The following is a 20,016-nucleotide window of genomic DNA, read 5'->3' as shown; positions in this document are numbered from 1 at the left end:
GCGGTTCCCCCGGAATGGTGTGGGTGGTTCTGGTTCAGTGCCGCGGGCCGGGCCGCAGGGCCCGGCGCAGGCGGGCGAGCGGCCCCTGCGGGCGCTCGGGCGCGGGGCCGTGGAGCCACCGCTCCAGGGCCCGCCGCTGCTCGGGGTCGAGCGTTGGGTCGAGCGCGGGGCCGGGCTCGGGGCCGGGCTCGGAGCCGGGCCGCCCGGAGTCCGGGCGGGTGCCCGGCTCGTCGGTGAGCGCCCACGCGGCGAAGGCGCGGGCGTCGGTGCGGTAGCCGCCGGTCTGCGGGTGCGTCCGCGCGTAGGCGAGGAACAGCGGCCCGTACCGCCGGCCGAGCAGGCGGGGGAGCTCCGGGGCCACCTTGGCGGTGGTGTCCCGGCGCTTGGCGGCCAGACCGGCCGACTGGGCGCGGACCTGGGCCGGGTCGAAGCCGGGCGGGACGGGCCCGCCGGCCACCAGGGCGGTCAGCAGTTCCTCCTGGCGCCGGGCCAGCGCGGCGCGGGCGGCGGTGAGGTCGTGGGCCTCGCCGGTCGGGCCGGTCATCCGGCCCGTCCCCCGTCCAGCACGCGGCGGATGGCGTCCAGTTCGGCCGCCAGCTCGGCGGGCGGCGGGAAGTTGGCGTCCCGCTCCAGCAGGACGCCGGGCGGTGCGACCCGGTCGCAGAGCTCGGCCAGCACCTCCAGCACCGGTTCGGTGACGGGGTGGGCGTGGGTGTCGTGCCAGACGCCGTCGATCATGGTGCCACCGGCGACGTGGACGTAGGCCAGCGCCTCCAGCGGCAGGCGGTCCAGTTCGGCGGCCGGGTCCAGGCCGAGGTTGACCCGGTTGGTGTGCAGGTTGGCGACGTCGATCAGGAGCCGGACACCGGTGCGCTCGACCAGCTCGGCGAGGAACTGTCCCTCGGTCAGTTCGTCGTCCGGCCAAGCCAGCTGGGCGGCGATGTTCTCCAGGGCCAGCGGCACCGGGAGCCGGTCCTGCGCGATCCGGACGTTCTCGGCGACCACCCTGAGGGCGTCGCGCGAGCGGGGCACCGGCAGCAGGTGCCCGGCCTCCAGGCCACCGGCCCGGACGAACGCCAGGTGCTCGGTCACCAGCGGGGAGCCGAGCGCGCCGGCCGCCTCCGCGAGCCGGTCGAGCCGTGCCGGGTCGGGCCGGTCGGCGCCGCCGAGGCCGAGCGAGACGCCGTGCGGGACCACCGTCACGCCGCGGGCCCGCAGGATCCGCAGCGACTCGGGGAGGTGGTCGGCGCAGACGTTCTCCGCGACCACCTCGACCCAGTCCAGGCCGGGCTGGCGCTCCACGACGGTGTCGATCTCGCCGCGCCAGCCCAGGCCGACGCCGAGCGCGGTGGGTGCGGGACCGGCCGTACCCGCCGGTCGTTCGGCGGCCCTGGTCGGAGCGGCGGGCGTCCTGCGCCGGACGGCAGGAGAGGTCATGGGTTCGCCCCCTTCGGAGGGCTGGGTGGGAAGCCGTCGGCCGACGCGGGCATCGTCGCCAGGGTCGGGCCGGGCCGTGCTGCTGAGGATGTCCCCGGTGGGGGCGGCTGCCAAGCCCCATCCGGTCTTCTCAGAGCATTATTTGAGCTTGTCGACCCGGTGATGAGGGACTTTGGTCCCGTCCCTGTCACCGGCCCCCCGGACGGGGCGGAAATTCGGAGGCGAACCGGTCGGCGGGGCGGTTACGGTACCCGCCCATGACGACGCTGACCGTGCGTGACTTCCGCCCCGCCGACGCCGAGGCCGCCGCGGCCGCCCACCGGGCGGGCCGCGAGCACCTGCTCCTCACCCCCGAGGTCTTCACCTGGCTGAACGCCCGCCGGGCCACGGGGGAGCACTTCCGCACCTTCGTCGCCGAGCTGGACGGCGAGGTGGTCGGCTCGGTCCGGTGCGGTGTGGTCGTCGGCACCACCACCCGGGGCATCGGGTACGCCAACGGCAGTGTGCTGCCGGCCTTCCGGCGCCGCGGGGTCTTCACCGCCCTGCTGGCGGCGGCCGAGCGGCACCTGGCCGGGCACGGCGTGGTCGAGCTGCACAGCTGGGTGGACGAGGAGCCGGCGTCACGCGCCTTCGCCGTCGCCCGCGGCTTCACCGAGGGGCGGCTGGCCCACTTCGCCGGCCGGGACCTCGCCCGGCCGCTGCCCGCCGTCCCGGCACTGCCGCCAGGGGTCGAGCTGCGCCCGGCCACCGACTGGGCGGACGACCCGTACCCGATCTTCGTGATCGAGGCGGACGCGGCCCTGGACGAGCCGGGCGAGATCGCGATGGACGCCGCCGACTACGAGGCGTTCCTGACGGGGGACTGGGCCCGCCCGGACCTCGACCGCGAGCTGACCGTGGTGGCGGTGGTCGACGGCGAGCCGGCCGCGTTCAGCGCGGTGCAGACGGACGGCGCGGAACGCTACTGGTCGGCGTTCACCGCCTGTCGGCGGGCCTTCCGGGGCCGGGGGCTGAGCAAGCTGGCCAAGACCGAGTCGCTGCACCGGGCCCGGGCGGCCGGCTACCGGTGGGCCTACACCAGCAACGACGCCACCAACGCGCCGATGCTCGCGATCAACGCGTGGCTCGGGTACGAGCGGTGCGCGAGCGAGCGGAAGTTCACCAAGCGGTCGGAGGGGTGACGGGCCGGGAGGGAGCGGCCGGTTTTGGTCACTCGAAAGAGTGAATCCGGCGCACTTCCCCCGCGCTGCGCCGGGTGGACCGCCGTGTCGGGAGTCCCCGGCGTTCTGTGCGGGCATCACCTCACGGCAGACAGTTCGTGCCCGAGTCTTCCTCGGTGGGGGATGCTATGGAGATCCTGCTTCAGGTCCTGGTCGGGTTCGTTCCGGCCGTGATCGGCTTTCTCGCGGCCCGCTCCCTCGCCCGGACCAGACTGTTCCTGCGGTACGGCTTCCTCCGGGTGCTGCTCGCCCCGTACGGCCGGGTCCAGATCGTCACCCCCAGCATCGAGGCGGCGGCGTTCGCGTTCGCGAAGGACGGCCGCCCGCTGATCAGCCGGGGGCCGAAGAACGTCCTCTTCATGCCGATGGCCGAGGCCCGGGCGATAGCCCAACTCACCGATCTGCTGAGGAAGATCAACCGGAAGGCGACGATAGAACTGGTCACCGCCGGGGCGCAGGACCCGAGGATGCCGACCTTCTCGATCGGCGGACCGAGCGTCAATCCGTACGCGGCGACCGTGCTCGGCGCGGGATTCCCGGACTTCTGCATCGAGTACCCGGACGCGGCCCGGGCCCGCTGGGGCGGAATGACCTTCGAGGCGCAGTACAACGCGGCCGACGAGTTGATCCGGGACCACGGTTTCGTCTTCGTGACCCGGACGTCGCGGCAGGCGCCCTGCGTCGTGCTCTGCGGGGTCTTCGCCTTCGGCTCGGCGATGGCCGTGGAGGCGCTGGCGGCCGCCACCCGGAAGTCGCCGCTGGCGGCGATCTTCCGCGCGGGGGAGAAAGGATTCGTCGCGGTCGAGGGCCGGGTGATCGGTCTGGACACCGTCGATGTGACCGTCGAGGTCTGCCGGTTGCTGCCGGTGGTATGAGCGGACGGCGCCCCGGGTGCGGCGCCGCCGGCCTTTCCGGCAGCTCGGGGCGGCCTTCCCGTCCTGCCCCTTGAGACGAAGTGGTCCAGACCGCACGGGTGCGAAACGGGACAGGTCGGGAGGGTCTGGGGCGCGAAGTGGCTTGAATCGCCGGTGTTTTGCTTCACTGTCATCACATCATCGGCATAATCGCGCCCATGACGATCAGCCGCGCGAACGTGAGCGCGATTGCCGAGGACCTGTATGTGTGGCTTCCGCCGAAGCGCGGCTGGGGCCTGGCCAACTGCGGGCTGCTCACCTCACCGCGGACGGCGCTCTGGATCGACACGCCCTACGATCCCTCCCTCGCCGCGGAGTTCCTCGCGCAGAGCCGGCAGCGGCTGGCCGACGGGGTGGACATCGACCGGGTGATCGTCACCCACGCCAACGGCGACCACCTCTGGGGCGCCGGGGTGGTGCCCGACGCCGAGGTGATCGCCACCCGAGAGGCGCTGGAGCACATCCACTGGGAGCCGACGCCGAAGCAGCAGCACGCGCTGGTCGCGGGCAGCGACCCGGCCTCGCCGCTCGGCGGCTACCTCCGGGAGCACTTCGGCCCGTTCGACTGGTCGCAGACCGATCCCGTCCACCCGCACACCGTCTTCACCGGTGAACTGGAGCTGCGGGTGGGCGAGTACCCCGTGCGGATCACCGGGCTGCCGGCCGCGCACACCGGCGGCGACCTGCTGGTCCACCTGCCGCACCAGCGGGTGGTGTTCACCGGCGACGTGATCTTCGGCTCGACGCCCGAGCAGCCCGGAGACCACCCCTCGCACTGGGCCGGACCGCTGGAGAACATCATCGGCGCCTGCGAGCAGGCGCTGGCCACCGGCGCCGAACTCTTCGTCCCCGGCCACGGTCCGGTGCTCGACCGGTCCGGCGTGGAGGCCCACATCGGTTACCTCGGGTACGTGCGCGGCCGCGCCCACGCACTGCACCGCGCCGGGATACCGGCCCTGGACGCGGCCCGGCGGATCATCGCCGAGCAGCGCCACCCCGAACTCGGCCTGCCCGAGAGGCTGGTGCTCACCGTCGCGGCCGAGTACCGGCACCTGGACGGCAGCGCGGTGCCGAACGTCCTGGAGGCGATGGGCCAGGTCGCCCTGGTGGCGCGGGAGCTGGCCCAGGACGCGGGCCGGGTGTCGACGCCGCGCCCCCGGCGGTTCCCCTCCTCACCGGCCTGACCACCTGTCGCCGAGGCTCCGCCACCGGCACCTCCCCACCCCTTCGAGCGAGGACTTCCGAGGACTTCGATGACCCAGATCGCGCTGCTGGCCCTCGCGGTGGCCACGGTCGCCGCGCTCGCGGCGGCCGCCGTCCTGGCCCGCGGACGCGCCCGGGCACTCGCCCGGGCCACCGCCGCCGAGGCGGCCACCGTCCACAGCGAGGAGCGCACCCGCACCGCCGAGGGCCGGCTGGCCCGGGTCGAGCAGCAACTGCGCGAGGCCCAGACGGCCGCCCGGCGGGCGGACGAGGAGGCCCGCCGGGTCGAGACCAGGGCGCTCGCCGCCGAGGGCCGGGTCCGGGAGGCCGAGCAGCGCACCGCGGCCGCCGACCACCGTGCGGCCGAGGCGGAGCTGCACGCCCGGGCGGCCGAGGACCGCACCGCGGAGGCCGGCCGGCAGCTCGCGGCCGCCCAGGGGCGGTCGGCCGCGCTGCTGGCCGAGGTCGGCCACCTGGCCGAGGAGCGGGTGGCGGCCGCCGCGCTGCGGCTCAGCCACCCCAACGCGCCGGACACCGGGCCGCTGGACGCGAGGGCGGCCGGTCCGGAGGCGGTGCGCGCCCTCCAGGCCGTGCTGGACGCCTCGGTCGCGGCCGTCACCGGTGAGCGCGAGCGGGTCGACGCCGCCGCCCGGGCCGCGATGCGCGGTGCCACCTCCAAGATCCAGACCCTGCTGTACCAGATCCAGAGCCTGGTCCAGCAGCTCCAGCACGACAACGACGACCCGCGGCTGCTGGAGGTCGACTTCCGCAACGAGGTCGCGCTGCGCCGGATCCAGACCATCGCGGTGCTCTGCGAGGCCTGGCCCGGTCTGGCCCGGACCGACTCGCCGCTGGCCGAGGTGGTGGTCGGGGCGCTCTCCCGGGTGCCCGGCTACGCCCGGATCAAGGTGGCCAACCACCTGCGCGAGAACCGGCTCGCCGTGGTCGCCCGGGCCGCCGAGCCGCTCGCCATCACGATCGCCGAGCTGCTCGCCAACGCCGCGTCGTACTCGCACCCGGAGACCGATGTGCCGGTGACCGTCCAGCAGGGCGGCCGCGGCGCCCTGGTGATCATCGACGACAGCGGCATCGGGATGGAGGAGGACCAGCTGCGCCGGGCCCGCCGGCTGCTGGCCGGTCCCTCGGACGTGCTGCTGACGGAGCTCGGCAACCCGCCGAAGACCGGCTTCGCGGTGGTCGGCAAGCTCGCCCGGCAGTACGGGTTCTCCTGTCACATCGAGCCCTCGCCGTACGGCGGCATGCGGACCATCGTGCGGATCCCGGCCGCCCTGCTGACGGTCGTGGACGAGGAGCAGCCGCTCTCGGTGCTCACCCCGCTGCCGCTGCGGGCGGGCGCCGGCCCGGCTCCCGCGCCCACCGTCCAGGCGGTGCCGACCCCGCGTGCGGGATCCGATGATCCCACCGGGCAGGACGTGCCGGAGTGGCACGACGTGCCGGACGGGCACGACACGCCGACCCGGCACCCGGCGCCGGCCATGCACGTCGTGCCGCCGGTACGGGGGGTGACCCCCGAGGACAGCGGTCTGCCGAGCCGGCGCCGGCGCCGACCGCTCGGCCCGCAGGTGCCGGAGGCGGCCCGGCCCTCCGGCGGGGCGGCCGCGCCGGAGGGTGCCGCGGACGGCGCGGCGCGGTCCGCGGCCACCGGCCGGTCCGCCCGGACGCCCGAGCGGGCGGCCGCCTGCTGGGACGCCCTGCAGCAGGGCACGGGCTCAGGCCGCGCCGCCGTCGCGGAGGCGGCCGCCGCGGGCACCTCGCCCGGCGGGGCCCCGGCCCCGACCGCCACCGGAGCCGCCACCGACCCGGCGGGCACCGGCACGACGGGTACCGCCCCCACGAGCGCCGCCACCACGAGCGCCGCCCCCACGAGCACCACTCGCGCCGAGGCCACCGGAGCGGAGGCCGCCGACCACACCGGCTCCGCCGACCGCTCGGACCGGACCGGCCGCCACCCCGCCCAGACCTCCGAAGGAGCCGAGCAGTGAGCACGCCCAGCCCTACCGCCACCGATGAGATCTCATGGGTGCTGACCCCGCTGCTGGAGCTGCCGGGCGTCCTGCACGCGGTGATCGCGACCGGTGACGGCCTCGTCGAGGGCGCCTCGGCCGGCCTCGGCCGAGCCTCGGCGGAGCGGGTCGCCGCGATGACCGCCACCGTGCACGCCGCCGCCCGCGCGTTCACCACCGCCTTCACCGACGTCGAGCAGCCCCGGCTGGCGCAGACGGTGGTGGAGTCCGAGCTGGGCTTCGCCATCGTCGTCCCGGCCGGGGTGAACACCTCACTGGCGGTGTTCACCACGCCGGAGGCCCAACTCGGCAACGTGGCCTACCAGATGCAGGTGCAGGTCGCCGCCCTGGGCCGCGCGCTGGCGAGCCCGGCCCGGCAGCAGGACACCACCGCCCGGTCATGACCGCCGTACCCCGCAGGCGGATGGTCCCCGCCTACCTGGCCACCGGCGGCCGGACCAGGCCCGGCACGGCGGGCTTCGAACGGCTCACCGTCCTGTACGCGGCCGGTGCGGAGCCGCCGCAGGACGTGGAGGACGAACACCGGCGGCTCTGGGAGCTGCTGCGACCGGGCGCACTGACCGTGGTGGAGGCCGCCGCCCACCTGCGCCTGCCGGTCAGCGCCACCGTCTTCCTCGCGGCCGACCTGGTCGAGGCGGGCTGCTTACAGGCCCGTGCCCCGATCCCCCGCGCACAGCAGACCGACCGCTCCATCGTCGAGAGGCTCCTCGTTGGACTCCGCACGCTCCGGTAGCCCGACCGGCCGGACCGACCGGGTGGGCTACCTGCCAGACCGGGACCAGACGCTGATGAAGCTGGTGGTCGCCGGCCCGTTCGGCGTCGGGAAGACCACGCTGATCCGCACCCTGTCGGAGATCCCCACGCTGCACACCGAGGAGGCGATGACCGAGACCGGTGCCCCCGTCGACGACGCGGAGGGTCTGCCGGGCAAGACCACCACCACGGTGGCGGTCGACTTCGGTCGCCTGACGCTGCCCGGGCAGGTGGTGCTCTACATGTTCGGCACCCCCGGGCAGCGCCGGTTCTTCCCGCTCTGGCAGGACATCGCCCGCGGCGCCCTCGGTGCCCTGGTGCTGGCCGACACCCGCCGGCTCGCCGACTCCTTCGAGATCATGGACATGGTCGAGGAACAGGGGCTGCCCTACGCGGTCGCCGTCAACTGCTTCCCGGGCGCGCCCGCGCACCCGATCGAGGTGCTCCGGGCCCACCTGGACCTGCACGCCGCCACCCCGCTGGTGCTCTGCGACGCCCGTGCGCGCGGTTCCAGCCTCGACGCACTGATCGCGCTGACCGAGCACGTGCTGCACGGTCTGCCCGCCACACCCGACGCCGCCCCGGAGCAGCCGTGACCAGCACCGACGAAGCGACCGCCACCGACGCGGCCCCCACCGACGAGGCCCCCACGGCCGCCGGCTCCGGCAGCGCGCGCGGCACCCGGCCGGTGCCGATCTACGGCCCGGCCTTCGCCGCCGACCCGCAACTCGTCTACGAGCGGCTGCGCCGCTACGGCGCCGTCGCCCCGGTGGAGATCTCGCCCGGCGTGGAGGCCCTGCTGGTCACCGACTACCAGGCCGCGCTGGACCTGCTGCGCGACACCGACACCTTCTCCAAGGACTCCCGGGCCTGGCAGCAGACCGTCCCGCCGACCTCCCCGCTCCTGCCGGTGCTCGGCTACCGCCCCACCGCCTTCTTCAGCGACGGCGAGGTGCACGCCCGCTACCGCCAGGTGATCACCGACGGCCTGGCCCTGCTCGAACCGCACCTGCTGCAGCGCCGGGTCGCCGAGGTCGCGCACCGGCTGATCGACGCCTTCGTGGCCACCGGTTCGGCCGATCTGATCGACGAGTACGCCCGGCAGCTGCCGGTGGCCGTGTTCAACACCTGGTTCGGCGTCCCCGAGGAGCACAGCGCCCGGCTGGTGGCCGGCATCGCCGGCATGATGGAGTCCACCGAGAAGGCCGTCGCCGCCTACGGCGACCTCGTCTCCGTGGTCACCGGCATGGTCGCCGAGCGGCGCGAGCGCCCCCGGCACGACCTCACCTCGTGGTTCCTCACCCACCCGGCCGGGCTGGACAACGACGAGGTGGTCCGGCAGATCACCCTCACCATGATCGCCGGGAACCAGCCGACCACCAATCTGATCGGCAACGCGCTGATGCGGCTGCTCACCGACGCCCGGTACGCGGGATCGCTGTTCGGCGGCGCCATGACGGCCTACCAGGCGATCGACGAGGTGCTCTGGCACGACCCGCCGCTGGCCAACCTCTCCGCCCACTACCCGCGCTACGACATCACCTTCCACGGCCGGGAGATCCCCGCCGGCTCGCTGGTGCTGGTCTCCTACGGGGCCGCCAACTCGCAGGCCGCGCCGCCCACCGACGGCACCGAGCTGCGCAGCGGCGAGTCCGCCCACCTGGCCTGGGCGGCCGGCCCGCACGCCTGTCCGGCCCGGGACCCGGCGCTGCTGATCGCGATCACCGCGATCGAGCAGCTCACCAGCCGGCTGAGCGACCTCGAACTGAGCACCGGCGCCGAGGACCTCCTCTGGCGCCCGGGCCCGTTCCACCGCGCCCTGCTCCACCTCCCGGTGCGCTTCCAGCCGGTCGGCGGATAGCCGCGGGCCCGGGCGCCGAACCGGCTCCCGGGCCCGCGTGCCGTGCCCTGCTCAGCTGCCGTCGGCCGGGCGCAGCCTCAGCGAGACGCTGTTGATGCAGTAGCGCTGGTCGGTCGGCGTGCCGTAGCCCTCGCCCTCGAAGACGTGGCCCAGGTGCCCGCCGCAGCGCGCGCAGCGGACCTCCACCCGGCGCATGCCGAGCGTGGTGTCCTCGATGTACTGCACCCGGTCCCCGGCGAGCGGGGCGTAGTAGGACGGCCAGCCGCAGTGGCTGTCGAACTTGGTCTCCGAGCTGAACAGCTCCGACCCGCAGGCGCGGCAGCTGTAGACCCCGACGGTCTTGGTGTCGGTGTACTCACCCGTGAACGGGCGCTCGGTGCCGGCTTCGCGGAGCACGTGGTACTCGTCGGGGCTCAGCTCGGCGCGCCACTCGGCGTCGCTCTTCTCGATCTCGTAGCTCATCGCAGACTCCCGGTCGGCAGGTCTCGGACGTCGGTGCCAACGCTCGCGAGGTGCCGGAGGATTTCCGGCCCGAGGTTGGTGACGTCACCGGCGCCCATGGTGAGCAGCAGGTCGCCCGGGCGGGTCAGGCCCGCCAGCAGGGCGGGGGCGGCGTCGAACGCGTGCTCGGCGGTGACCTCGGCGCCGGCCCGCTTCGCCGCGTCGATGATCAGCTCGCTGGTGACGCCGGGGATCGGGTCCTCGCGGGCGGGGTAGATGTCCAGCACCACCGAGGCGTCGGCCAGGGCGAGCGCCCGGCCCATCTCCTCGGCGAGCTGCTGGGTGCGGCTGAACAGGTGCGGCTGGAAGACCACGAGCACCCGCCCGGCGCCGTCCAGGCCCTCCCGGATCGCCTCCAGGTCGGCGGTCATCTCGGTGGGGTGGTGGGCGTAGGAGTCGATCACCTGGACGCCGGCCGCCTCGCCCTTGAGCTGGAGCCGCCGCCGCACGCCGGTGTAGGCGCCGAGCGCCTTGGCGAGGTCGGCGGCCGGCACGCCCAGGGCGACGCCGGCGGCCAGCGCCGCGACCGCGTTGTGGGCGTAGTGCCGGCCGGGCACCGAGACGGTGAAGGTCAGCTCGGCGCCGTCCAGCCGGACGGTGACCTCGCTGGTCATGCCGTGCGCGACCACCGACAGCACGCGGACGTCGGCGTCCTCGGCCGCGCCGACGGTGACGACGTTCAGGCCCTCGCGGCCGGCCACCCGGGAGGTCAGCTCGCGGGCGCCGTCGTGGTCGGCGGAGACCACCAGGGTGCCGCCGGGGGCGATCCGGCCGACGAAGGTCTCGAAGGACTCGTAGATCTCCTCGATCGAGGCGTAGTTCGCGTGGTGGTCGAGCTCGACGTTGAGCACGATCGCCACCTCGGGCGCGTACTTGTGGAAGCTGCGGTCGCTCTCGTCGGCCTCCGCGACGAAGATCTCGCCGGTGCCGTGGTGGGCGTTGGAGCCGGGCGCGTCGAGGTCGCCGCCGATCGCGTACGAGGGGTCGAGGCCCAGCTCGCCGAGGGCGACGGCGAGCATGCTGGTGGTGGTGGTCTTGCCGTGGGTGCCGGCCACGGCCAGCGCCCGGCGGCCGCCCATCAGCGCGGCCAGCGCGTCGGAGCGGTGGACCACCGGGACGCCCCGCTCGCGGGCGGTGGCCAGCTCCGGGTTGTCCGCGCGGATGGCGCTGGACACGACCACGCTGCTGACGCCGTCCGGCACGTGCTCGGCGGCGTGGCCGATGTGCACGACGGCGCCGAGCGCGCGCAGCGCCAGGACGGTCTCGGACTCCTTGGAGTCGCTGCCGGAGACGCTGGCGCCGCGCACCGCGAGGATCTTCGCCAGGCCGGACATCCCGGCGCCGCCGATACCGATGAAGTGCGGGGCGTGCAGGTCGTGCGCGGCGTCGTTCAAGGCAAGGCTCCGTACGGGCGGGGGCAGACAAGGGGCAGAGCGGGTACAGCGGGTACGTCGGTCGGCGGACCAACGGGCGAATCGTCCTCGCGGACGGGCCGCAAGGACGATTCTGCACCACCGGCGGGTCGGGTCAGGAGTCGCTGGCGAACAGTCGCAGGACGGGGACACCCACCTTGTGCCGGGCCTGGGAGGCCCAGTCGCGGTGGAAGAACTCCTCCACGAAGTGCGGCGAGGTGAGCACCACGACCTCGTCGGCCCGGTGCTCCTCGACCACCGCGCGCAGCCGGTCCAGCGGCTTCTCCTCGACCAGCTCGCCGATCGCCTCCGCGCCGGCCTGGCGCAGGTGGCGCAGGCTGTGGGCGAGCGATTCGCCGGCCACCGTCGGCTCGTGCTCGGACTCGTCGTGCTCGCGCACCACCTTGTCGAGGTGGCCGAGGGCGACGTCGTCCAGCGCCCTCAGCAGCTCGTCCTGTCTGCCGCGCGGCTGCATCAGGACGACGAAGGACACCTTCTCGTCGCTGTGGAGTGTGGTGACGAGCTCCACATCGGCGTCGGAGAGCGCCTTTTCGATCATCAGTACCGTCTTGAACACGTGAGTCCCTTCCAGTGACCGGCCCCCGGGCCCCGGCATCGCATCCCATACTGCCCGGCGGGAAGCTTTCCGCATGCTGCCCCGCGACCCTGCGGGCCACGCGGGTGGAGCTCCTGAAGGAGAGCGGGATCACTGTCCGGCGGTCACGGGGGCCGGTGACGCGGCTTGCGGGTGAAGACGCAGGTAGCGGGTGAAGAGGAATCCTTTCTGCTCGATCAATGAGACCAGTCGCATCCGCTGCACGTCAGGCATTTCCGCATCGTGGATGATGCGCGGCGCGTCGCCGGCCGTGACCAGCGGTGCCACCGACAGGCACAGCTCGTCCAGCAGGTCCGCGGCGGCCAGCTGCCCCAGCAGCCGTGGACCGCCCTCGCTCAGCAGCCTCGTCCACCCCCGCTCGGCCAGGGCCGCGACCGCGGCGGGCAGGTCCACCGAGCCCTTCCCGGCCACCACCACGTCGGCCACCTCGGCCACCGCCCGGCGGCTGTGCGCCGGCGCGTCCTCGGTGGTGATCACCACCGTCCGCACCAGCGGCTCGGTGAACAGCGGCGCCGCGAGGTCAAGCCCCAGCGAGCGACTGACGATCGCGATGACCGGGGCCGGGGCCTGCCCGGCCGCCGCCCGCGCCGCGGCGAAGTCGGCCCGGGCCCGGCCCGGCCGGTACCCCTCGGCGCGGACCGTCTCGGCGCCCACCAGCACCACGTCCGACAGCGCCCGCAGCACTCCGAAGATCCGTTTGTCGGCGTCCCCCGAGAGCCCCTCGGACAGGCCCGCCAGCTTCGCCCCGCCGTCCAGGCCGGCCACCATGTTGGCCCGCAGCCACGGCCGGCCGTGATTCACCTGCTCGGGGTACGCGTAGACGGCGGCGAGCGACTCCAGCGACGCGGGATCGGCGAACGGCCGGGACAGCGGACTGATCAACTGTTGCATGCCGTCCAGTCTCGTCGCCCGGGGCCCGGCGATCCACCGGCGGCCCTCGGCCCGAGCGGTGCGCCGGCAGGCGTACCCTCTAGTACCGTGCCCGCAGCCCCACTCCCCGACGCGCCGACCGAGCCGATAGCGACCGCAGACGTGGCCACCGCTCCCCTCGCGCTCACCGACCGGCGCCCCGTCGTCCCCGCCGAGCGCCTGGTGGCCGAGATGGTCCCGCCACCGCGCTTCTCCCTCGTCAGCTTCGGAACGTACCTCCCGGACCCGAACCAGCCCAGCCAGTACGAGGCGGTCCAGGTCCTGGAGCAGTTCGCCGGCACGCTCAACGCCGGAGACGGCGGCGCCCCCAAGCGCAGCTGGTTCCGCCGTACGGCCCCCGTGCCCACGGGCCCGGCCGGCGTCTACCTGGACGGCGGCTACGGCGTCGGCAAGACCCACCTGCTGGCCTCGCTCTGGCACGCGGCCCCCGGCCCCAAGGCGTTCGGCACCTTCGTCGAGCTGACCAACCTGGTCGGCGCGCTCGGCTTCCAGCAGGCCGTCCGCACCCTCTCCGACCACCGCCTGCTCTGCATCGACGAGTTCGAGCTGGACGACCCGGGCGACACGGTGCTGGTCTCCACCCTGCTCGGCCGCCTGGTCGACAACGGCGTCAAGCTCTGCGCCACCTCGAACACCCTGCCGGAGAAGCTCGGCGAGGGCCGGTTCGCCGCCGCCGACTTCCTGCGCGAGATCCAGGGCCTCTCCGCGCACTTCCGCCCGATGCGGATCGACGGCCAGGACTACCGCCACCGCGGCCTGCCGGCCGCCCCGCCGCCGTACGACGACGAGACCGTCGCCGCCGTCGCCGCCCGCACCCCGGGCGCCTCGCTGGACGAGTTCTCCGCGCTGCTCGACCACCTCTCCGCCGTCCACCCGAGCCGCTACGGCGCGCTGCTGGACGACGTGCAGGCGGTCTGCCTGCGCGGCGTGCGGCAGGTCGACGACCAGTCGACCGCGCTGCGCCTGGTCGTCCTCGCCGACCGGATGTACGACCGCGAGCTGCCGATCACCGCCTCCGGGGTCCCCTTCGACCAGGTCTTCCCCGAGGAGATGCTGCGCGGCGGCTACCGCAAGAAGTACCTCCGGGCGGTCTCCCGGCTGGTCGCGCTGGCCCGGGACAGCGCCAAGTAGGCACCGGTTGTCAGTGGTGGGTCGTACGGTGGACACGTGCGACCCATCACGAGTATTGAGCGCTCAGAGACGCCCTTCGAGGTCGTCAGCCCCTTCCAGCCCAATGGCGACCAGCCAGCGGCGATCGCCGAGCTGGAGCGCCGGATCCGCGCGGGGGAGAAGGACGTCGTCCTGCTCGGCGCCACCGGCACCGGCAAGTCGGCCACCACGGCCTGGATGATCGAGAAGCTGCAGCGCCCCACCCTGGTGATGGCGCCGAACAAGACCCTGGCCGCCCAGCTGGCCAACGAGTTCCGGGAACTCCTGCCGAACAACGCGGTCGAGTACTTCGTCTCGTACTACGACTACTACCAGCCCGAGGCGTACGTCCCGCAGACGGACACCTACATCGAGAAGGACTCCTCGATCAACGAGGAGGTCGAGCGGCTGCGCCACTCCGCGACCAACTCGCTGCTCACCCGCCGGGACGTGGTCGTCGTCGCGTCCGTCTCCTGCATCTACGGCCTCGGCACCCCGCAGGAGTACGTCGACCGGATGGTCCGGCTCAAGGTGGGCGAGGAGATCGACCGCGACGTGCTGCTGCGCCGCTTCGTCGACATCCAGTACACCCGCAACGACCTCGCCTTCACCCGCGGCACCTTCCGGGTCCGCGGCGACACCATCGAGATCTTCCCGGTCTACGAGGAGCTCGCCCTGCGGATCGAGATGTTCGGCGACGAGATCGAGTCGCTGTACACTCTGCACCCGCTGACCGGCGAGATCATCAGCCAGGACGACTCCGTCCACGTCTTCCCCGCCTCGCACTACGTGGCCGGCCCGGAGCGGATGGAGCGGGCGGTCAACGACATCGAGAAGGAGCTGGCCGAGACGCTGGCCCGGATGGAGAAGCAGGGCAAGCTGCTGGAGGCCCAGCGGCTGAGGATGCGCACCACCTACGACATCGAGATGCTCCGCCAGATCGGCACCTGCTCGGGCGTCGAGAACTACTCGATGCACTTCGACGGCCGCGCGCCCGGCTCCCCGCCGAACACCCTGCTCGACTACTTCCCGGAGGACTTCCTCCTGGTCATCGACGAGTCGCACGTCACCGTCCCGCAGATCGGCGCGATGTACGAGGGCGACGCCTCCCGCAAGCGCACCCTGGTCGAGCACGGCTTCCGGCTGCCCTCCGCGATGGACAACCGCCCGCTCAAGTGGGAGGAGTTCCTGGAGCGGACCGACCAGACCGTCTACCTCTCGGCCACCCCCGGCGCGTACGAGCTGTCCCGCGGCGACGGCCAGGTCGAGCAGATCATCCGCCCGACCGGCCTGATCGACCCCGAGGTGATCGTCAAGCCGACCGAGGGCCAGATCGACGACCTGGTGCACGAGGTGCGGACGCGGGTGGAGCGGGACGAGCGCGTCCTGGTCACCACCCTCACCAAGAAGATGGCCGAGGACCTCACCGACTACATGCTCGGCCTGGACATCCGGGTCCGGTACCTGCACAGCGACGTCGACACGCTGCGCCGGGTCGAGCTGCTGCGCGAGCTGCGGGCCGGCCGGTACGACGTGCTGGTCGGCATCAACCTGCTCCGTGAGGGCCTCGACCTGCCCGAGGTCTCCCTGGTGGCGATCCTGGACGCGGACAAGGAGGGTTTCCTGCGCTCCGGCACCTCGCTGATCCAGACCATCGGCCGCGCGGCCCGCAACGTCTCCGGCCAGGTCCACATGTACGCGGACCGGATCACCCCCTCGATGGCGAAGGCGATCGACGAGACCAACCGCCGCCGGGCCGTGCAGCAGGCCTACAACAAGAAGCACGGGATCGACCCGCAGCCGCTCCGCAAGAAGATCGGCGACATCCTGGACACCCTCGCGCGCGAGGAGGTCGACACCGACGAGCTGCTCTCCTCCGGCTACCGGGCGGGGGGCAAGGGCAAGGCCCCGGTGCCGGCGCTGGGCGCGGACCGCAAGCCCGCCAAGAGCCTGCCGGCGGCCGAGCTGGCCGAGCTGATCCAGTCGATGACGGAGCGGATGCACGCGGCCGCGACGGACCTCCAGTTCGAGGTCGCGGCCCGGCTGCGCGACGAGGTCAAGGAGCTGAAGAAGGAGCTCCGCCAGATGCGCGAGGCGGGTATCGCGTAGGGCCGGTCGCGGCCCGCGCCGGGCTTGGCCGGATCCGGTACCGGTCAAGCCCGGCGGTGTCTCAGCCTTGCCACAAACGGGTAGACGCTGACGGACGCGGCCGACCGCAGGCCCTAGGCTGGCCTGCGGTGCCGCCCGGGACGGGCGGTCGCATCAGGGGGCCTCAGCCGGGGGACGGCAAGGGGGTGTTCCACCGTGAAGCCGGCGCGGATACCGACCGCCCGGCTGGGCAGAGAGGACAAGGCCGTGTCGGTGAACCTTGCCAAGGGGCAGCAGGTCAGCCTGCAGAAGGGTTCGGGCGAGTCGCTGACGGTCGTCCGGATGGGGCTGGGCTGGAAAGCGGCGCCCAAGCGCGGCCTCTTCGGCAGCCGGACGCGACAGATCGACCTGGACGCCTCGGCGCTGCTGTACGCCGAGCAGACCCCGTCCGACGTGGTCTTCTTCCAGCACCTGGAGAGCAACGACGGCTCCGTCCGGCACACCGGGGACAACCTGGTCGGCGGCACCGGGGCGGGCGACGACGACGAGTCGATCCTGGTCGACCTGGCCCACGTACCGGTGCACATCACCCAGGTGGTGTTCACGGTCAGCTCGTACACCGGGCAGACCTTCGCCGAGGTGCAGAACGCGTACTGCCGGCTGGTGGACGACTCGACCGGGCTGGAGCTGGCCCGCTACGAGCTGGCCGGCGGCGGCCCGCACACCGGGCAGATCATGGCGAAGGTGTTCCGCGAGCCGTCCGGCGGCTGGGGGATGCAGGCGATCGGCGCGCCGGCCCGGGGCCGGACCTTCCAGGACCTGCTGCCGGCCATCGAGCCCTTCCTCTAGCGGGCGGGGCCCCGGCCGGCGGCAGGCGCCCCGGGTAGTTCTTTACCTTCTTTACCTTCTCTTGGTTCTTCTGTTAGCCTCGTGGGAGCGGAGGGGAGTATTCCCTCGCAGTTGTCCCGTCATCACGGGCGCCCACCTGGCGGCGTCCCGGGGCGCTGGTCCGCGGGCGCCGCACATGCGCCCGGCGGGCGGAAGAGACCTCCGGCAGTGACGATGACTGTCTCGCCTACCTGCCGGAGGAGCAGTAGTGGACGTTTCCGTAAGTTTGTGGATCGGCACGATCGGTGTGCTGTTGGCCCTGATCGTGGCCGACTTCTTCATCGGCGGCCGCAAGCCGCACGAGGTGTCGGTCAAGGAAGCCGGTGTCTGGACCACGGTCTGGATCGTGCTGGCCGCCGTCTTCGGCGGGTTCCTCTGGTGGCACTCCGGCTCCAAGCCGGCCGGTGAGTTCTTCGCCGGGTACATCACCGAGAAGTCGCTCAGCGTCGACAACCTGTTCGTGTTCATCCTGATCATGGGCAAGTTCGCGGTGCCGAAGATCTACCAGCAGCGCGTGCTGATGTTCGGTGTGATCATCGCCCTGGTGCTGCGGGCGGTCTTCATCGCCGGCGGCGCGGCCCTGGTGGCGCAGTTCTCCTGGGTGTTCTTCATCTTCGGCGGCTTCCTGGTCTGGACGGCCTGGAAGCTGATCAAGGAGGCCCGGGCCGACGAGGAGGACGAGGAGTTCGAGGAGAACCGGCTGCTCAAGTCGATCGAGCAGCGCTTCCCGTCGACCGACAAGTACCACGGCACCAAGCTCTTCATCCGGGAGAACGGCCGTCGGCTGATGACGCCGATGCTGATCGTGATGCTCGCGATCGGCACCACGGACGTCCTGTTCGCGCTGGACTCGATCCCGGCGATCTTCGGCCTGACCCAGGACCCGTACATCGTCTTCACCGCGAACGCCTTCGCCCTGATGGGGCTGCGCCAGCTGTACTTCCTGATCGGCGGGCTGCTGAAGAAGCTGGTCCACCTCTCGTACGGCCTGTCGGTGATCCTCGGCTTCATCGGCGTGAAGCTGGTGCTGCACGCGCTGCACGAGCAGGGTGTGCACGTCCCCGAGATCGGCATCCCGTTCTCGCTGGGCTTCATCGTGGTGGTGCTGGCCGTCACCACGGTGACCAGCCTGATCGCCGCGAAGAAGCAGGAGCGGGCCGACGAGGCTCCGGAGAAGATCGACGCCTGATCCCCTGTTCCCCCGGGACCCCCGGGGGGCCAGGGCGGCGGGCCCGCGACCGAGCAGTGGTCGCGGGCCCGCCGTTCGTCGTACCGGGGCTACCAGCCGCGCTCGCGCCACTCCTGGAGGTGCGGGCGCTCGGCGCCGAGGGTCGTGTCCTTGCCGTGGCCGGGGTACACCCAGGTCTCGTCCGGCAGCACGTCGAAGATCTTCTCGTTGACGTCCCGGTAGAGGCTCTCGAAGGCGGCCCTGTCGTCCCAGGTGTTCCCGACGCCGCCTGGGAAGAGGCAGTCGCCGGTGAAGACGTGCGGGTGGCCCTGGGGGTCGTCGTAGACCAGCACGATGGCGCCGGGGGTGTGCCCGACCAGGTGCCGGACGGTCAGCTCGATCTGCCCGAACCGCAGCGGCTCGCCGTCCTCCAGCAGCAGCTCGGTCGGGACGTCGATGCCCTCGGCGTCGTACCGCCCGGCGGCGGTGCGGGCGCCGGTCGCCGCGACCACCTCGGCGAGCGCGCCCCAGTGGTCGTGGTGGCGGTGCGTGGTGACCACGGTGGTCAGCTCGTCACCGACCGTCTCCAGCAGCACCGGCGCGTCGGCGGCGGCGTCGATCAGCAGCTGCTCGTCGGTGGCCCGGCAGCGCAGCAGGTAGGCGTTGTTGTCGTACGGGCCGACGGCCGCCTTGGTGATGATCAGGTGGGCCAGCTCGCGCACGTCCGGCGGCCCGCCGACCTTGACCGCTCCGTGGTACGTCATCCGTCCGCTCCTCGTCGTTCCGGGGCCGCCGTCGGCATCGCCCCTGCTGCCAGCATCGTCGCGCGGCCGGGCCGCGTCTTGTGGATCTTCCCGCGCCGGGGCCCGGCCCGCTGCGGGTGCCCGCCCCGCGTCAGCCCAGCGGCGGGAGCGCGGGCAGCGCGGCGCGGCCGTCGGCGAGCTGGTCGCCGCCGCGGTGGACCTGCAGGCCGTCGCCGTCGGAGCGGCCGGAGAGCCAGGCGGCGAGCGCCCGCACCGGGCCCTCGGCGGTCAGTCCGGGCCCCTCGCCGGCGGTGCCGATCACGGCCCGGTCCTCGGTGTCGTCGGCGACCAGCTCGACCGCGGGCAGGCCCTCGGCGCCCGCCAGCCGGTCGGACAGGCGCCGGAACTCGGCCACCGCGAAGGGCTCCGGCCAGTGCGCGGGGGAGTAGCCGGCGGCCAGGTCGACGTGGTGGTACTCGACCTCCATCAGCCGCTTCCACGGGATGTCGGCGGCCGGGAAGACGTAGCCGGTGCGGTGGCGCACCGAGGCCGTCCAGGCCCCGGGCGCCAGCGCCGCGGCGGCCGCGGCGAACCGCTCGTCGGAGTCGCGCAGGTCGTCGAGCTGGACGTCGAGCGGGCGGTCGGCGCCGTCCTCGATGCCCTGGTCACGGGCCTCGTCGCTGGGGTACTGCGGGATGTCGGTGGCGGTCCGGGCGCCGTCGAGCAGATTGACCAGCGAGTCCGCGTTGCGGGCCAGGTGGGCCAGGACGTGGCCCCGGGTCCAGCCCGGCAGGGCGGAGGGCTCCGCGAGGGCCTCGGGCTTCAGTCCGGCCACGGTGTGCAGCAGGTGCCCGGTGCTGGTGGCGACCAGCCGGAGCCGCTCGTCGGCGAGGTCGGCGGCGGTCTGGGGGTCGGTCATCGGTGGCGGCCTCCGTCGGAGTGGTCGGCAGCGTTGCCCGCACGGGCACTCGCTCGTTGACGAGGGTGACGCTATCTCCGATGTCACGGCTGAGCAGGGCTTTTCTCGAACAGACCCGGTCAACGTCGAGCAGGTCTCTCACTCGATCGGGTGGACTCCGCTGGACAAG

At 73.2% G+C, this 20,016-nt stretch carries 18 protein-coding genes and 1 pseudogene; 12 read left to right on the top strand and 7 right to left on the bottom strand.

Annotation, left to right across the window (positions count from 1 at the left end):
- Window positions 1–34: 34 nt before the first annotated feature.
- Window positions 35–1,332: pseudogene (locus ACZ34W_RS07390) on the bottom strand (MbnB/TglH/ChrH family RiPP precursor modification enzyme).
- A 362-nt stretch (window positions 1,333–1,694) separates the two neighbouring features.
- On the opposite strand from ACZ34W_RS07390, the gene ACZ34W_RS07385 reads away from it, so the two are divergent.
- From ACZ34W_RS07385 to ACZ34W_RS07350, 8 genes are all read left to right on the top strand, one after another.
- Complete coding sequence (locus tag ACZ34W_RS07385; protein WP_329489989.1) at window positions 1,695–2,618, top strand: GNAT family N-acetyltransferase; 924 nt, start codon at window positions 1,695–1,697, stop codon at window positions 2,616–2,618.
- 167 nt (window positions 2,619–2,785) lie between these two features.
- A complete protein-coding gene (locus ACZ34W_RS07380; RefSeq protein WP_465602369.1) occupies window positions 2,786–3,532 on the top strand; it encodes a hypothetical protein in 747 nt (248 codons plus the stop codon).
- A 197-nt stretch (window positions 3,533–3,729) separates the two neighbouring features.
- Window positions 3,730–4,755 (top strand): MBL fold metallo-hydrolase, encoded by a 1,026-nt coding sequence (locus tag ACZ34W_RS07375; RefSeq protein WP_329489991.1) that lies wholly within the window; start codon window positions 3,730–3,732, stop codon window positions 4,753–4,755.
- A 69-nt stretch (window positions 4,756–4,824) separates the two neighbouring features.
- Window positions 4,825–6,777 (top strand): ATP-binding protein, encoded by a 1,953-nt coding sequence (locus ACZ34W_RS07370; RefSeq protein ID WP_465602367.1) that lies wholly within the window; start codon window positions 4,825–4,827, stop codon window positions 6,775–6,777.
- Window positions 6,774–7,202, top strand: a complete 429-nt coding sequence (locus tag ACZ34W_RS07365) for a roadblock/LC7 domain-containing protein (protein WP_465602365.1) — start codon at window positions 6,774–6,776, stop codon at window positions 7,200–7,202. The genes ACZ34W_RS07370 and ACZ34W_RS07365 overlap by 4 nt, the downstream gene beginning before the upstream one ends.
- Complete coding sequence (locus tag ACZ34W_RS07360) at window positions 7,199–7,552, top strand: DUF742 domain-containing protein (RefSeq protein WP_329489994.1); 354 nt, start codon at window positions 7,199–7,201, stop codon at window positions 7,550–7,552. Before ACZ34W_RS07365 ends, ACZ34W_RS07360 begins: the two co-directional genes overlap by 4 nt.
- Entirely contained in the window at window positions 7,530–8,168 is a 639-nt protein-coding gene (locus ACZ34W_RS07355) for a GTP-binding protein (RefSeq protein WP_465602362.1), read from the top strand. Before ACZ34W_RS07360 ends, ACZ34W_RS07355 begins: the two co-directional genes overlap by 23 nt.
- Window positions 8,169–8,260: 92 nt before the next feature.
- Window positions 8,261–9,433 (top strand): cytochrome P450, encoded by a 1,173-nt coding sequence (locus ACZ34W_RS07350; RefSeq protein ID WP_329492281.1) that lies wholly within the window; start codon window positions 8,261–8,263, stop codon window positions 9,431–9,433.
- Window positions 9,434–9,484: 51 nt separating this feature from the next.
- On the opposite strand, the gene msrB is transcribed toward ACZ34W_RS07350, so the two are convergent.
- From msrB to ACZ34W_RS07330, 4 genes are all read right to left on the bottom strand, one after another.
- A complete protein-coding gene (gene msrB, locus ACZ34W_RS07345; RefSeq protein ID WP_465602360.1) occupies window positions 9,485–9,895 on the bottom strand; it encodes a peptide-methionine (R)-S-oxide reductase MsrB in 411 nt (136 codons plus the stop codon).
- Window positions 9,892–11,328 carry a UDP-N-acetylmuramate--L-alanine ligase gene (gene murC / locus ACZ34W_RS07340; RefSeq protein ID WP_329489996.1) on the bottom strand — a complete coding sequence of 479 codons (1,437 nt, stop codon included), beginning with the start codon at window positions 11,326–11,328 and terminating at the stop codon, window positions 9,892–9,894. The genes msrB and murC overlap by 4 nt, the downstream gene beginning before the upstream one ends.
- 133 nt (window positions 11,329–11,461) lie before the next feature.
- On the bottom strand, window positions 11,462–11,923 hold the full coding sequence (locus tag ACZ34W_RS07335; RefSeq protein WP_329489997.1) for an indole-3-glycerol phosphate synthase: 462 nt from the start codon (window positions 11,921–11,923) through the stop codon (window positions 11,462–11,464).
- 129 nt (window positions 11,924–12,052) lie between these two features.
- A complete protein-coding gene (locus ACZ34W_RS07330) occupies window positions 12,053–12,853 on the bottom strand; it encodes a pyrimidine reductase family protein (RefSeq protein ID WP_465602358.1) in 801 nt (266 codons plus the stop codon).
- An 87-nt stretch (window positions 12,854–12,940) separates the two neighbouring features.
- On the opposite strand from ACZ34W_RS07330, the gene zapE reads away from it, so the two are divergent.
- The 4 genes from zapE (at window position 12,941) to ACZ34W_RS07310 (ending at window position 18,206) form a co-directional block, all read left to right on the top strand.
- Window positions 12,941–14,023 carry a cell division protein ZapE gene (zapE, locus tag ACZ34W_RS07325; RefSeq protein ID WP_442906868.1) on the top strand — a complete coding sequence of 361 codons (1,083 nt, stop codon included), beginning with the start codon at window positions 12,941–12,943 and terminating at the stop codon, window positions 14,021–14,023.
- Window positions 14,024–14,059: 36 nt separating this feature from the next.
- Window positions 14,060–16,150 carry an excinuclease ABC subunit UvrB gene (gene uvrB, locus ACZ34W_RS07320; protein WP_329489999.1) on the top strand — a complete coding sequence of 697 codons (2,091 nt, stop codon included), beginning with the start codon at window positions 14,060–14,062 and terminating at the stop codon, window positions 16,148–16,150.
- Window positions 16,151–16,396: 246 nt separating this feature from the next.
- On the top strand, window positions 16,397–16,978 hold the full coding sequence (locus ACZ34W_RS07315; protein WP_465602356.1) for a TerD family protein: 582 nt from the start codon (window positions 16,397–16,399) through the stop codon (window positions 16,976–16,978).
- A 247-nt stretch (window positions 16,979–17,225) separates the two neighbouring features.
- Window positions 17,226–18,206 (top strand): TerC family protein, encoded by a 981-nt coding sequence (locus ACZ34W_RS07310; RefSeq protein WP_329490001.1) that lies wholly within the window; start codon window positions 17,226–17,228, stop codon window positions 18,204–18,206.
- Window positions 18,207–18,295: 89 nt separating this feature from the next.
- Here the strand turns inward: ACZ34W_RS07310 and ACZ34W_RS07305 are convergent, their stop codons facing one another.
- Complete coding sequence (locus ACZ34W_RS07305) at window positions 18,296–18,949, bottom strand: MBL fold metallo-hydrolase (RefSeq protein WP_329490002.1); 654 nt, start codon at window positions 18,947–18,949, stop codon at window positions 18,296–18,298.
- Window positions 18,950–19,079: 130 nt separating this feature from the next.
- Window positions 19,080–19,847, bottom strand: coding sequence for a maleylpyruvate isomerase family mycothiol-dependent enzyme (locus tag ACZ34W_RS07300; RefSeq protein WP_465602354.1), 768 nt, complete (start codon window positions 19,845–19,847; stop codon window positions 19,080–19,082).
- Window positions 19,848–20,016 lie beyond the last annotated feature (169 nt).

Source organism: Kitasatospora sp. NPDC022856 (genome assembly GCF_055561235.1).
This window is presented reverse-complemented; position numbering and strand designations above follow the sequence as displayed.